The following is a 13,673-nucleotide window of genomic DNA, read 5'->3' as shown; positions in this document are numbered from 1 at the left end:
TGCACGGCGCCGTGGTAGAGCAGTCTTCACACGCCCACCAACCGCAACACCCATAAGTGCGGTCAGAACACCGCCAAAAAAAACACTCAGGAGTCCACCCATGAAAATAGGTTCCCCGTCGTTGTTGTTGGCCGCCATGCTGAGTCTGCCGCTTCTGGCTCACGCCACAGAACCGGCACAGTGCAGCACCGTAAACTTCTCCGATGTCGGCTGGACCGACATCACCGCTACAACGGCGACCACCAGCGTCGTGCTCGACGCGTTGGGCTACAAGACCAAGACCACCATGATTTCCGTACCGGTGACCTACAAGTCCCTGGCCGACGGCAAGAACATGGATGTGTTCCTCGGCAACTGGATGCCGACCATGGAAAACGATATCAAGGCCTACCGCGATGCCGGCACCGTGGAAACCGTGCGGACCAACCTCAAAGGCGCCAAGTACACCCTGGCGGTGCCACAAGCGCTTTACGACAAAGGGCTGCATGACTTCAACGACATTGCCAAGTTCAAGAAAGAACTCGACGGCAAGATCTACGGCATCGAGCCGGGTAACGACGGTAACCGCCTGATCCAGAGTATGATCGACAAGAACGCCTTCGGCCTCAAAGACGCTGGCTTCAAAGTGGTCGAGTCCAGCGAAGCCGGCATGCTCTCGCAAGTCGACCGCGCTCAGAAGCGCGATACTGCTGTGGTGTTCCTGGGCTGGGCACCGCACCCGATGAACAAGCGCTTCAAGATCCAGTACCTCACCGGTGGCGACGATTATTTCGGCCCGGATTTCGGTGCGGCGACCGTCCTGACCAACACCCGCAAGGGCTACACCCAGGAATGCAGCAACGTTGGCCAGTTGCTGAAAAATCTGGAGTTCACCGTCGACATGGAAAGCTCGCTGATGGGCAACATCCTGGACGACAAGATGAAGCCTGAAGCGGCCGCCAAGGCCTGGCTGAAAAAGAATCCAAAGGTACTCGATACCTGGCTCGCTGGCGTGACCACCATTGACGGTAAACCAGGCCTGGAAGCCGTGAAAGCCAAGCTTGCACAGTAATCGTTGACGCCGGGCGAGTTCGCTCGCCCGGGCTGTTTTTTTCCTTGCATGCGGACGTTCACTACCATGCTGATTGATCAGAAAATCCCTTTAGGCCAGTACATCGCTGCCTTCGTAGAATGGCTGACGAAACACGGCGCCAGCACATTCGATGCGATCGCCACGACACTGGAAACGATGATCCACGGCGTGACGTTTGCGCTGACCTGGTTCAACCCGCTGGCACTGATCGGATTGATCGCATTGCTGGCCCACTTCATTCAACGCAAATGGGGCCTGACCGCTTTTGTCATCGCCTCCTTCCTGCTGATCCTCAACCTGGGTTACTGGCAGGAAACCATGGAAACCCTCGCCCAGGTGCTATTCGCCACCTTCGTCTGCGTGATAATAGGCGTGCCGTTGGGCATCGTCGCCGCGCACAAACCAATGTTCTACACGCTGATGCGTCCGGTGCTCGATCTGATGCAGACCGTACCGACGTTCGTGTACCTCATTCCTACCCTGACCCTGTTCGGTCTGGGTGTGGTCCCGGGTCTGATTTCAACGGTAGTGTTTGCGATTGCCGCGCCTATCCGTCTGACCTACCTGGGCATCCGCGATGTGCCGCAAGAACTGATGGACGCCGGCAAGGCCTTTGGCTGCTCGCGCCGCCAGCTGCTCTCCCGTATTGAACTGCCCCACGCGATGCCGAGCATCGCAGCCGGTATCACCCAGTGCATCATGCTGTCGTTGTCGATGGTGGTGATCGCGGCACTGGTGGGCGCCGATGGCCTGGGCAAACCCGTGGTCAACGCACTGAACACTGCTGATATCGCCCTGGGCTTCGAAGCCGGGTTGGCGATCGTACTGCTGGCGATCATGCTCGACCGTATCTGCAAACAACCCGACGCCAAAGTAGGGGGTGACGCATGAGCATAATCCGCTTCGATCAGGTCGACGTGGTCTTCTCCAAGGACCCGCGTGAAGCCCTGAAACTGCTCGACCAGGGCATGACCCGTGACCAGATCCTGAAAAAAACCGGGCAAATCGTTGGTGTTGAAAAAGCCAGCCTGGACATCGAGAAAGGCGAAATCTGTGTACTGATGGGCCTTTCCGGCTCCGGCAAATCCAGCCTGCTGCGCTGCATCAACGGCTTGAACACGGTCAGCCGTGGCAAGCTGTTCGTCGAGCATGAAGGCCGGCAGATCGACATCGCCTCTTGCACCCCGGCAGAACTGAAAATGATGCGTACCAAGCGCATCGCCATGGTGTTCCAGAAGTTCGCCCTGATGCCTTGGCTGACGGTGCGCGAGAACATCAGCTTCGGCCTCGAAATGCAGGGTCGTCCCGAGAAGGAACGCCACAAACTGGTCGACGAGAAGCTCGAACTGGTCGGCCTGTCCCAATGGCGTAACAAGAAACCCGACGAACTCTCTGGCGGCATGCAGCAACGTGTGGGTCTGGCCCGCGCGCTGGCAATGGACGCCGACATTCTGCTGATGGACGAACCCTTCTCGGCCCTCGACCCGCTGATTCGCCAGGGCCTGCAAGACGAACTGTTGGAACTGCAACGCAAGCTGCACAAGACCATCGTGTTCGTGAGCCACGACCTCGATGAAGCGCTGAAGCTTGGCAGCCGTATCGCGATCATGAAAGACGGCCGGATCATCCAGTACAGCAAGCCGGAAGAAATCGTCCTCAACCCGGCCGATGACTATGTGCGGACCTTCGTGGCGCACACCAACCCGCTGAACGTACTGTGCGGTCGCAGCCTGATGCGCACGCTGGACAACTGCAAACGCATCAACGGTTCTGTATGCCTGGATCCGGGCGGCGACTCCTGGCTGGACCTGGCAGAAGGCAACACCATCAAGGGCGCACGCCAGAACGGCGCGAGCCTGGACCTGCAGAACTGGGTACCGGGGCAGGCGGTTGAAGGTCTGGGCCGTCGACCAACGCTGGTGGACTCGAACATCGGCATGCGCGACGCGTTGCAGATTCGTTATCAGACCGGCAACAAGCTGGTGCTGCACGACAACAACCATGTGGTGGGGATTCTCGGCGACAGCGAGCTGTACCACGCGCTGCTCGGCAAGAACCTGGGGTAAGACAGCAGACACAAAAACGCCGCGAGAGGATCGCGGCGTTTTTGTGAGTACACAGAACCTGTGGGAGCGAGCCTGCTCGCGATGAGGGCCTTACATTCAACATCAATGTTGACTGACCCACTGCTATCGCGAGCAGGCTCGCACAGCGTTGAAAACCGACCTCGAAGATCTCACGCGCGTACGTAACGACGACTTGTCGCAGACTTTATTTTTTGTTGATTGAACGTTCAATAAAAACAAAATAGACTGATCCTCAATCCGGTAACCCTTTTTCGTCCACCGGAAGGCCCAAGGAGAAGTGCAAGATGCCCAAGGTCGGTATGCAACCCATCCGCCGTCAGCAGTTGATCAAAGCCACATTGCAGGCCGTCGATCAGGTTGGAATGGGGGACGCCAGCATTGCGCTGATCGCCCGTTTGGCCGGTGTCTCGAATGGCATCATCAGTCACTATTTTCAGGACAAGAATGGCCTGATCGCCGCCACGATGGGGTATCTGATGAGCGTCCTCAACGAGAACATCACCGCGCGCCGCCAGGCGCTGGGAGATAACAGCCCACGGGCTCATCTTCAGGTGATTATCGAAGGCAACTTCGACGCCAGCCAGGTCAATGGCCCGGCAATGAAAACCTGGTTGGCCTTCTGGGCCACCAGCATGCACCAACCGTCGTTACACAGGTTGCAGCGGATCAACGACCACCGTCTGTATTCCAACCTGTGCTGCGAGTTCCGCCGAGTGCTGCCGCTTGATCAAGCACGCAGTGCGGCACGCGGGCTGGCAGCCCTGATTGACGGTTTGTGGTTGCGCGGCGCGCTGTCGGGAGACGCTTTCGACACCGAGCAGGCGCAATGGATCGCTTACGAATATATGGATATCCAACTGGCTAAGCAGGAGCTGCTGGAGCACACATAACCGCTCGGCCCCTGAACGGCTACTGATCAGCGATGCCCACGCTTTACGGCACGTCCAGTGGTTAACGCCAACAACTCATGCACTTGCGAGGACACTATGGCCCGTTTCGAACTGCAAAAACTTTACATCGACGGCGGTTACTCCGACGCCAGCGGCGACGCCACCTTCGAAGCCATCAACCCGGCTAACGGTGAAGTTCTCGCCACAGTGCAACGTGCAACCTTCGCCGACGTCGAACGCGCTGTCGTCAGCGCCGAAAAGGGTCAGAAAATCTGGGCCGCGATGACCGCCATGGAGCGTTCGCGCATCCTGCGCCGTGCCGTTGATATCCTGCGCGAGCGCAACGATGAACTGGCCGCACTGGAAACCCTGGACACCGGCAAGGCGTACTCCGAAACCCGCTACGTCGACATCGTCACCGGCGCTGACGTACTGGAATACTACGCAGGCCTGGTGCCAGCCATCGAAGGCGAGCAAATCCCGCTGCGCACCACGTCGTTCGTTTACACCCGTCGCGAGCCACTGGGCATCGTGGCCGGTATCGGCGCGTGGAACTACCCGATCCAGATCGCTCTGTGGAAATCCGCTCCAGCCCTGGCGGCCGGTAACGCGATGATCTTCAAGCCCAGCGAAGTCACTTCCCTGACCACCCTGAAACTGGCTGAGATCTACACCGAAGCGGGTCTGCCAGCGGGCGTGTTCAACGTTCTGACCGGTAGCGGCCGTGAAGTCGGCACCTGGCTGACCGAGCACCCACGCATTGAAAAAGTCTCCTTCACCGGCGGCACCGACACCGGCAAGAAGGTCATGGCCAGCGCTTCCGGCTCGTCCTTGAAAGACGTGACCATGGAACTGGGCGGCAAATCCCCGCTGATCATTTTCGACGACGCCGACCTCGATCGCGCCGCCGACACTGCGATGATGGCCAACTTCTACAGCTCCGGTCAGGTCTGCACCAACGGCACTCGCGTGTTCGTACCGAGCCACCTGAAAGCGGCTTTCGAAGCCAAGATCGTGGAACGCGTTGCGCGCATTCGCGTCGGTAACCCGCAAGACGAAAACACCAACTTCGGCCCACTGGTCAGCTTCGCCCACATGGAAAGCGTGCTGGGCTACATCGCCAAAGGTAAGGAAGAAGGCGCTCGCCTGCTGTGCGGCGGCGATCGTCTGACCGAAGGCGAATTCGCCAAAGGTGCATTCGTGGCGCCGACCGTGTTCACCGACTGCACCGACGAGATGACCATCGTTCGCGAAGAAATCTTTGGCCCGGTGATGAGCATCCTCACCTATGAAACCGAAGAAGAAGTGATCCGCCGCGCCAACGACACCGAGTTCGGTCTGGCCGCTGGCGTCGTCACCAAGGATCTGAACCGCGCTCACCGCGTGATTCATCAGCTGGAAGCCGGTATCTGCTGGATCAACGCCTGGGGCGAGTCCGACGCCAAGATGCCGGTCGGCGGCTACAAGCAGTCGGGTGTTGGCCGCGAGAACGGCATCAGCTCGCTGAACAACTTCACCCGCATCAAATCGGTACAGGTCGAGCTGGGCGATTACGCCTCGGTTTTCTAAGGCGGCATCTGCTTCGCCTGCGAGGCCGCCATCGCGAGCAAGCCCGCTCCCACAGGAGTCCTCATTCCAATGTGGGAGCGAGCTTGCTCGCGATCGAGTGCGCAGCACTCGCCATGGCCTGACCTGACCAACTTCAACGAGGGTGCATTCAATGTCCCAGGAATACGACTACATCATCATCGGGGCCGGCTCGGCCGGTAACACCCTGGCGACCCGTCTGACTGAAGACGCAGGCGTCACCGTCCTGCTGCTCGAAGCCGGCGGCCCGGACTACCGTTTCGACTTCCGCACGCAAATGCCTGCAGCACTGGCGTTCCCACTGCAAGGCCGTCGCTACAACTGGGCCTACGAGACCGATCCAGAACCACACATGGACGGCCGCCGGATGGAATGCGGTCGCGGCAAAGGCCTCGGCGGTTCTTCGCTGATCAACGGCATGTGCTACATCCGCGGTAACGCCATGGACTACGACGGCTGGGCGAAAAACCCTGGCCTGGAAGACTGGAGCTACCTGGACTGCCTGCCGTATTTCCGCAAAGCTGAAACCCGTGACATCGGCCCGAACGACTATCACGGTGGCGAAGGCCCGGTCAGCGTGACCACGCCTAAAGCCGGCAACAACCCGCTGTTCCACGCGATGGTTGAAGCAGGCGTGCAGGCCGGTTACCCGCGTACCGAAGACTTGAACGGCTACCAGCAGGAAGGTTTCGGTCCGATGGACCGTACCGTGACGCCTAAAGGCCGTCGTTCAAGCACCGCGCGCGGCTACCTGGACATCGCCAAAAAGCGTTCGACCCTGAACATCGTCACCCACGCCCTGACCGACAAGATTCTGTTCGAAGGCAAGCGTGCGGTCGGCGTCCGTTACCTGGTGGGCAGCGCCGAAGAGCCCGTTGAAGCCCGCGCACGCAAAGAAGTGTTGCTGTGCAGCGGCGCGATCGCTTCGCCGCAGATCCTGCAACGCTCCGGCGTCGGCTCGGCGAAGCTGCTCAAAAGCCTGGACATCCCCGTGGTTCACGACCTGCCAGGCGTCGGCGAGAACCTGCAGGACCACCTGGAGCTGTACCTGCAATACGCGTGCACCCAACCGGTTTCGCTGTACCCGTCGCTGCTCTGGTACAACCAGCCGGCCATTGGCGCCGAGTGGTTGTTCAACGGCACCGGTATCGGCGCCAGCAACCAGTTCGAAGCCGGCGGTTTTATCCGTACGCGTCCGGACTTCGAATGGCCGAACATTCAGTATCACTTCCTGCCGGTGGCGATTAACTACAACGGCAGCAACGGCGTGAAAGAGCACGGCTTCCAGGCGCACATGGGTTCCATGCGTTCGCCAAGCCGCGGCCGCATCCAGGTTAAATCCAAGGATCCGCGCCAGTACCCGAGCATCCTGTTCAACTACATGGCCACCGAGCAAGACTGGCAGGAATTCCGCGACGGCATCCGCCTGACCCGTGAAATCATGCAACAGCCGGCACTCGACGCGTTCCGTGGTCGCGAGCTGAGCCCAGGCATCGAGGTGCAAACTGACGAGCAACTCGACAAGTTCATCCGTGAACACGCCGAAACCGCGTTCCACCCGTCCTGCTCGTGCAAAATGGGCACCGACGAAATGGCCGTGGTCGATGGCCAGGGTCGCGTCCACGGGATGCAGGGCCTGCGTGTGGTCGATGCCTCGATCATGCCGCTGATCACCACCGGTAACCTGAACGCGCCAACGATCATGATCGCCGAGAAAATCGCCGACAAGATCCGTGGTCGTCAGCCATTGCCTCGCAGCAAGGCCAAGTACTACGTGGCGGGCGACGCCCCGGTGCGTGGCAAGCCGTTGCGTGACGTGAGCCCTGCCGCGCAGTAATCGCCCAACCGCAGCCGTACAAAAAAACCCGCCGCCTTGTAAAAGGTTGGCGGGTTTTTTATTTCCTTCCAAACAAGTTCATTACGGACACTCCCATATCACACGACATACCTGCCCCCAATAAAACAACTAACAAAACTTGCAACACTTATATAAACCCAAACATCCAAAAAACCACTAGAGTTCATTCAACCCATAACAACAGCCACTCAAGGACCGAGATGAAAGAGCACAAAATCCACAACACAAACACAAACACAAACACAAACACAAACACAAACACAACACTCACCGTGGACTTTTTCCGACAAGAGATCGCCAAGGAAAAGACCATTTACCTAGACCTCAGCTATTTAACCGGCACCATCGAATCATGGTGGAAAAAAACAACAGTCAAGACATCCATACTTTAAAAACACAATTAGTCAGCCTATTCCAAACTTACCTACACGCCGAAGATATATTCCACTTCGACAAGATCGGCCTGATCAATGAACATGTCGCTGCCGCCTGTGTAAAAAATATATTTACGCTTGACTCCCCAAAGCTGGCGTTAACCGTGCACGAGGCGCTCGCTGACTTGTTTCACCTGACCGACATCAAATATGAGTACGAAGAACACAAAGCCTTATATCTAAAGCCCTCTGCAGAACAGCACCGAGAGTGGGGTAACGGACATGGCGATATCACCCCGCACTCAGACGACCTGTATGAAGATTTGAATGTCGACTACCTGGCGTTAACGGTGTGTCGCGACACGACAAAAACGCCCACCGCTTATTATTATCCAAACGACTTGCTCAGCCACCTGTCGGATGAAGACATACAGACCTTGCTCAGGATGAAAGCCGTATTTATATCGGGTAAAAACGTCAACGGACGCAAAGAGCGAATCCGTCATGTCGTCAATTATTCAGAAACCTACGGCTTTCAGTTCTCGCTGGACTTTCGCATCGATGTGAATAGTGGAGAACGAATGCGCGCACTCAAGGGTGGCCAAGCCGTGCTGGACAAAATACGGGAGGGTCTGCAGAGCGCGAAACATAGCGTCTCAACGGCCGAGACGGGAACGTTCCTGATAATGGCCAACCACAAAATACTGCATGCGCGTCCAACGCTGAATATCAGCGCAGACGAGGTCAGGGAAAAAGCGAACACCTCGACGTTTGCCACGACTCCGCGCCTGTTGTTTCGTAGCAAAGGGCCTAGAAGACAGTACTACTCGATGGATGAGTCTGGATGCACCAGGACTGCCGACAGATGATCACCTGCAAACCGAACGTTCACTCCTCGGCGGCAAATGTGTTCAATGAAGGTTCACGCGACGCCGTTGCATTTGGAGTCGCGTTCATCTTTCTCTATTTGTCGATTGGTATTTTGGGGGCAACACAATCGCTGTCGCTCGGTCAGACGTTAGCGACAACGTTGTTGATTTTTTCCACGCCGTTGCAGTTTTTGCTGTTACAAAATCACAACGAAGGATGGTTATTGATTCCCATCATCCTGACACTCAACGCCCGCTTTATATTGCTCTCAGCGACATTGGCGCCGCATATAAAAAATACCGCCATGGTTAAAATAATGGCATCGTCAATTCTAATTACGCCCTCAATATTTACGGCTTGTATTACGCGTTTCAAATATCACACAGACCATCCGTTTGCCTACTTGGTCGGTGTTGGGCTACCCATACTCTTGGCATCGACCATCTGCACTTACATCGGCTTCGTCGCTGGAGTAAACCTTACTTCAACGGTCGTATATGCAACGATGACAATCTTGCTGCCTCTGCAATTTACCGCACTGGCCGGCAAGCATTGGCCTCATTACGCCGATGTATCCAGCTATTGGTTGGGCTTTATCGGGGCACCGCTGCTTGTCTATGTATTCAAGGATTACAACTTGCTACTCAGCCCCTTTGCGATCGGTGGACTGGTCGTGCTGATTGAAAACTACCGCACGCAACCAAGAGAATCCCTCTCATGACGCTATGGTTTCTAATAGGCTTTGCCGCCCTGACAGCATTTGTTTTTCGCACCCTGCCGTTTGTATTTAAAAACAGCACAGCACTCACCAACACCCAAGGTTCATTTTATCGATTTATCAGCTACAGCGCACAAGCTATGCTGGGTGTCATTATTTACGACACCGCCTTCAACAAACTGGATGCGCTGAGCTTACTGCAACAATTTAAACTGCTGGATGCGCTGAAATTGGCCCTATTAGCGGGCACATTTATTGTCGTCGCTAAAACAAAGAGAATAGCGCCCAGTTTTCTTGCAAGCTTATTGATTTATCTGGGGGCACTTGTCTATCTACAGGGTTGGAACTAGTACCCTGGATGGTCATTCGGTTATTGATTCGGGCCTATTGCGGGCAAGCCACGACAAGGCTTGCCCGCTTGAGCCTCGCGACAGATCAGAACCTCTGCTTTCCTCACATTGCTTCACCCTTGATCCCACCCCCCGCGCAGGCCTAATCTAGTCACCGCGCAAACGTTTCACCCCCCGCCCCCATCGACAAGCCGCCACCTGGCTGGCCACGAGGCTTACTCATGTTTGATGTCGTGTCTTCGAGCAAATGGCCCACCGGCTACCTGATCAACCCAAACGTAGAACCCCTCGATCCACAGTGGCTTCAGGCATTCAGCAAGATCCCCGCCGCCGCCGTCAGCGACTGCCTGGGTCGCAACGTCGGTGGTCTGGGTTTGAAAGCCTTCCACGGCAATGCGCCGATGCTGGGCAGTGCGCTGACGGTTCGTGTGCGTCCCGGCGACAACCTGATGATCCTCAAAGCCATGCAGATGGCCCGCCCGGGCGACGTGCTGGTGATCGACGGTAGCGCCGACCTGACCCGCGCCGTGTTCGGCGGCATCATGCGCGCCATGGCCCTCAAGGCCGGGATCGTCGGCGTGGTGATCAACGGCGCCCTGCGTGACCTCGACGAGTGGCAAACCGGTGAGCTGCCGGCCTACGCCATCGGCGGCGTGCACCGTGGTCCGAGCACCGACGGTGGCGGCGAAATCAACGTACCGATCTCCTGCGCCGGCATGCTGGTTGCCCCCGGCGACCTGATGATTGGCGACGGTGACGGCGTAGTCGCTGCATCGCGCAGCGAACTGCCGGAACTGCTGGTGCGATGCCACGACCTGCTGGCACGGGAAAAGGCTACGCTGGCGGCTATCGAAGCCGGAACGCTGGACCCGGATCGGTTTGACGCCATCCTGCGCGCCAAGGGTTGCCCGGTTTAAACAGCCCGTAGGAGCTGCCGAAGGCTGCGATCTCTTGACGGTTTCAAACACGCAGAACATCAAGATCAAAAGATCGCAGCCTGCGGCAGCTCCTACAAATGCGAAAGCAGCCTCAAGGTCGCCGCCACTCACAAGGAGGTTCTCCAATGTTCGATTTCCACCCCCGGCTCAAGCAGCGTTTCGCTGCCCTGCGCACGGGCGCTGAATTCTTTTCGCTGCGCTATGTGCGCGAGTCGGGTCAGTATCTGTCGGTACGCAAGAACGTTGCCGAGCCGCCACACCTGAGCCGTGACGAAGGCGCGATGCTGACCGCACGGGTCAATGGCGTCGAAGCCTACGCCGCGACCAACGACCTTTCGCCATCAGGCCTGCAAGCCGCCCTCGACCGCGCCGAACAACAGGCCCGCTCGATCGCTGCCCACGCCCTGCTCGACCTGCGCCAACAAACGGTTTCCAGCGAGCGCGACGATTACCTTTCACCGAATCTTGCACAACCGTTCCCGTCCCTCAGCGATTGCTACCAACTGCTCGGCGCCGAATCCGCCGCCGTGCCCAAGGACGAACGGCTGGTGAACTGGCAGGTCAGCATCGGCATCACGCACGTCGAGCAGATCTACCTCAACAGCGCCGGCGCCGAACTGCGTCAGGCGCAACGCTTCGTTTACCCAGGGCTGGATGTCACCGCCTACGACGGCAACGACAGCCAGACCCGTAGCCTGGGCCGTGAGAACTTCGGTCAGCAAGGCGGCGCGGACGTGATCAGCCGCTGCGGACTGATCGGCGCCGGTCCGACCGTTGCCGATCAGGCGCTGCAATTACTGCTGGCGCCGAACACCCCGCAAGGCAAACGCGACCTGCTGCTGATGCCGGACCAGATGATGCTGCAGATCCACGAATCCATCGGCCACCCGCTGGAACTGGACCGCATTCTCGGCGACGAGCGCAACTACGCCGGCACCAGCTTTGTCAAAACCAGCGACTTCGGCAGCCTGCAATACGGCTCCACACTGCTCAACGTGACCTTCGACCCGGACATTCCCGAGCAGCTCGCCAGCTACGGCCATGACGACGACGGCACGGCTGCAAGCAAACAATTTCTGATCCGCGAAGGCTTGCTGATCCGTCCGTTGGGCGGCGCGCTGTCGCAGTTCCGCGCAGGCCTCGACGGCGTCGCCAACAGCCGCGCCTGCGGCTGGAACCGTCCACCCATCGACCGCATGGCCAACCTCAATATCGAGCCTGGCGACCAGTCGCTGGAACAGTTGATCGGAGGCATTGAACACGGCGTGCTGATGTCGACTAACCGCTCATGGTCAATTGACGACGCACGGAATAAATTCCAGTTCGGCTGCGAATGGGGTCAGTTGATTGAAAACGGCGAACTCAAAGGCGTGGTGAAGAATCCGAACTACCGGGGCATCTCCGCGCAATTCTGGCGCAACCTCAGTGCCGTTGGCGACGTCAGCACCTTCAAGGTGCTCGGCACGCCGAACTGCGGCAAGGGCGAGCCGAATCAGGTGATCCGCGTCGGCCACGCCTCGCCGGCCTGCGTGTTCAGCAACATTGATGTGTTTGGAGGAGACGCCTGATGAGTACGACGTTGAGTCAGGTCGAGCAATTCAAAGGACTGGTGGCATGGTTGCGCGGTGCGGTGCGCGAGCCTGAACAATTCACCTTGAGCTACGCCGCCGAATCGTCGGCGTTTGTGCGCTTCAACCACGGCAAAGTGCGTCAGGCTGGCCAGGTTCAGCAGGCCAGCCTCGGTTTCAAACTGATCAATGACGGTCGGCACGCGGACCTGAGCATCACCTTGGCCGGTGATCCCGAGGTCGACCTTCAGCGCTTGGCCGAAGGCCTGCAACAGCTGCGCGAGACCCTACCGTTGTTGCCGCAGGATCCGTATCTGCTGCTCAACCACACGAGCTGGCAGAGCAAGAACGTGCAGGACCATCCGCTGCCGGATACCGAACAGGTGATCGCCGAAATCGCCCGCGCCGCCGAAGGGCTCGATCTGGTCGGTTTCTACGCGGCCGGGCCCATCAGCCGGGGCTTCGCCAGTTCGTCCGGTGCTTTCGGCTGGCATCAAGCCAACAGCTTCAACTTCGATTTCAGCCTGTTCCATGCCAACGGCCAAGCGGTGAAAGCCAGCTACGCCGGGCACGACTGGAACAGCGAAGGTTTCGCCAAACGCTTCCAGCAGGCCCGCGAGCAACTGGAGTTTTTGGGGCGGCCACTGCGCACGTTGGCGCCGGGTCAGTACCGCGCGTATCTGGCGCCGGCGGCGCTGGAAGAAATCGTCGGCATGCTCTGCTGGGGTGGTTTCTCGGCGCAGTCGATTGCCAGCAAAAGCAGTCCGTTGCAAAAGCTCTACGCGGGCGATAGTGCGTTCAGCCCACTGCTCGCGCTGGATGAAAAAGTCAGTGGTTCCCTGAGCCCGGCATTTTCCAACGAAGGTTACCCGCGTAGCGATCTCGGCTTGATCGTGGCGGGCAAGGCTGGCGAACGGTTGGTGGGCTCGCGCAGCGCCGCCGAATACGGCCTGACCGCCAACGGCGCCAGCGGCGGTGAGTCGCCAACGGCCTTGAATATGGCAGCGGGTGCATTGCCTGAAGCCGAAATCCTCAAGCAGCTCGGCACCGGCTTGTACATCAGCAACCTGTGGTACCTGAACTACTCGGATCAACCCGCCGCGCGCCTGACCGGCATGACCCGTTTCGCGACCTTCTGGGTCGAGAACGGCGAGATTCAGGCGCCGGTCAGCACCATGCGCTTTGATGACAGCGCCTACAGCCTGCTCGGTTCGCAGCTGGAAGCACTGACGAGTGAACGCGAACTGATTCTGTCGGCCAGCACTTACAGCCAACGGGCCACGGCTTCGGCGTTGTTGCCGGGGGCGTTGGTCAGCCGGTTGACCTTGACCTTGTGACAGCGCAAAAGATCGCAGCCTTCG

12 protein-coding genes are annotated in these 13,673 nt (G+C 58.4%); all 12 read left to right on the top strand.

Annotation, left to right across the window (positions count from 1 at the left end; genetic code table 11):
* Positions 1-100 precede the first annotated feature (100 nt).
* The 12 genes from AC1RPZ_RS18250 to AC1RPZ_RS18195 all read left to right on the top strand — a co-directional run bounded on the left by AC1RPZ_RS18250 (position 101) and on the right by AC1RPZ_RS18195 (position 13,649).
* Positions 101-1,051, top strand: coding sequence for a choline ABC transporter substrate-binding protein (locus tag AC1RPZ_RS18250; RefSeq protein ID WP_493138358.1), 951 nt, complete (start codon positions 101-103; stop codon positions 1,049-1,051).
* A gap of 66 nt (positions 1,052-1,117) precedes the next feature.
* The gene (gene choW, locus AC1RPZ_RS18245; RefSeq protein ID WP_123426562.1) at positions 1,118-1,963 is read left to right on the top strand and encodes a choline ABC transporter permease subunit; all 846 of its coding nucleotides are present in this window, start codon (positions 1,118-1,120) and stop codon (positions 1,961-1,963) included.
* Positions 1,960-3,138 (top strand): choline ABC transporter ATP-binding protein, encoded by a 1,179-nt coding sequence (gene choV, locus AC1RPZ_RS18240; protein ID WP_123426493.1) that lies wholly within the window; start codon positions 1,960-1,962, stop codon positions 3,136-3,138. The genes choW and choV overlap by 4 nt, the downstream gene beginning before the upstream one ends.
* A gap of 305 nt (positions 3,139-3,443) precedes the next feature.
* Positions 3,444-4,049: a transcriptional regulator BetI gene (gene betI, locus AC1RPZ_RS18235; RefSeq protein WP_493138357.1), complete on the top strand. Its 606-nt coding sequence runs from the start codon at positions 3,444-3,446 to the stop codon at positions 4,047-4,049.
* Positions 4,050-4,145: 96 nt separating this feature from the next.
* Positions 4,146-5,618 (top strand): betaine-aldehyde dehydrogenase, encoded by a 1,473-nt coding sequence (gene betB, locus AC1RPZ_RS18230; RefSeq protein ID WP_493138356.1) that lies wholly within the window; start codon positions 4,146-4,148, stop codon positions 5,616-5,618.
* A 151-nt stretch (positions 5,619-5,769) separates the two neighbouring features.
* Positions 5,770-7,473 (top strand): choline dehydrogenase, encoded by a 1,704-nt coding sequence (gene betA, locus AC1RPZ_RS18225; protein WP_493138355.1) that lies wholly within the window; start codon positions 5,770-5,772, stop codon positions 7,471-7,473.
* A 373-nt stretch (positions 7,474-7,846) separates the two neighbouring features.
* Positions 7,847-8,737 carry a hypothetical protein gene (locus AC1RPZ_RS18220; RefSeq protein WP_493138354.1) on the top strand — a complete coding sequence of 297 codons (891 nt, stop codon included), beginning with the start codon at positions 7,847-7,849 and terminating at the stop codon, positions 8,735-8,737.
* The gene (locus AC1RPZ_RS18215; RefSeq protein WP_493138353.1) at positions 8,734-9,459 is read left to right on the top strand and encodes an AzlC family ABC transporter permease; all 726 of its coding nucleotides are present in this window, start codon (positions 8,734-8,736) and stop codon (positions 9,457-9,459) included. Before AC1RPZ_RS18220 ends, AC1RPZ_RS18215 begins: the two co-directional genes overlap by 4 nt.
* Positions 9,456-9,806, top strand: coding sequence for an AzlD domain-containing protein (locus AC1RPZ_RS18210; protein ID WP_493138352.1), 351 nt, complete (start codon positions 9,456-9,458; stop codon positions 9,804-9,806). The genes AC1RPZ_RS18215 and AC1RPZ_RS18210 overlap by 4 nt, the downstream gene beginning before the upstream one ends.
* Before the next feature lie 221 nt (positions 9,807-10,027).
* Entirely contained in the window at positions 10,028-10,723 is a 696-nt protein-coding gene (locus AC1RPZ_RS18205; protein WP_493138351.1) for an RraA family protein, read from the top strand.
* 146 nt (positions 10,724-10,869) lie between these two features.
* Positions 10,870-12,312, top strand: coding sequence for a TldD/PmbA family protein (locus AC1RPZ_RS18200; protein WP_493138350.1), 1,443 nt, complete (start codon positions 10,870-10,872; stop codon positions 12,310-12,312).
* On the top strand, positions 12,312-13,649 hold the full coding sequence (locus tag AC1RPZ_RS18195) for a TldD/PmbA family protein (RefSeq protein ID WP_493138349.1): 1,338 nt from the start codon (positions 12,312-12,314) through the stop codon (positions 13,647-13,649). Before AC1RPZ_RS18200 ends, AC1RPZ_RS18195 begins: the two co-directional genes overlap by 1 nt.
* Positions 13,650-13,673: the final 24 nt, after the last annotated feature.

This window comes from Pseudomonas sp. GW822-FHT02D10, assembly GCF_058802345.1.
The sequence above is the reverse complement of the archived record's forward strand: the minus strand, read 5'-3'. Positions and strand labels throughout refer to the sequence as shown.

Excerpts from the sequence above, each read along its gene's own strand:
- AC1RPZ_RS18210 (WP_493138352.1), top strand. The coding sequence starts at position 9,456 with ATGACGCTATGGTTTCTAATAGGCTTTGCCGCCCTGACAGCATTTGTT.
- choW (WP_123426562.1), top strand. The coding sequence starts at position 1,118 with ATGCTGATTGATCAGAAAATCCCTTTAGGCCAGTACATCGCTGCCTTC.
- choV (WP_123426493.1), top strand. The coding sequence starts at position 1,960 with ATGAGCATAATCCGCTTCGATCAGGTCGACGTGGTCTTCTCCAAGGAC.
- betA (WP_493138355.1), top strand. The coding sequence starts at position 5,770 with ATGTCCCAGGAATACGACTACATCATCATCGGGGCCGGCTCGGCCGGT.
- AC1RPZ_RS18250 (WP_493138358.1), top strand. The coding sequence starts at position 101 with ATGAAAATAGGTTCCCCGTCGTTGTTGTTGGCCGCCATGCTGAGTCTG.
- AC1RPZ_RS18220 (WP_493138354.1), top strand. The coding sequence starts at position 7,847 with ATGGTGGAAAAAAACAACAGTCAAGACATCCATACTTTAAAAACACAA.
- AC1RPZ_RS18205 (WP_493138351.1), top strand. The coding sequence starts at position 10,028 with ATGTTTGATGTCGTGTCTTCGAGCAAATGGCCCACCGGCTACCTGATC.
- betB (WP_493138356.1), top strand. The coding sequence starts at position 4,146 with ATGGCCCGTTTCGAACTGCAAAAACTTTACATCGACGGCGGTTACTCC.
- AC1RPZ_RS18200 (WP_493138350.1), top strand. The coding sequence starts at position 10,870 with ATGTTCGATTTCCACCCCCGGCTCAAGCAGCGTTTCGCTGCCCTGCGC.
- betI (WP_493138357.1), top strand. The coding sequence starts at position 3,444 with ATGCCCAAGGTCGGTATGCAACCCATCCGCCGTCAGCAGTTGATCAAA.
- AC1RPZ_RS18215 (WP_493138353.1), top strand. The coding sequence starts at position 8,734 with ATGATCACCTGCAAACCGAACGTTCACTCCTCGGCGGCAAATGTGTTC.
- AC1RPZ_RS18195 (WP_493138349.1), top strand. The coding sequence starts at position 12,312 with ATGAGTACGACGTTGAGTCAGGTCGAGCAATTCAAAGGACTGGTGGCA.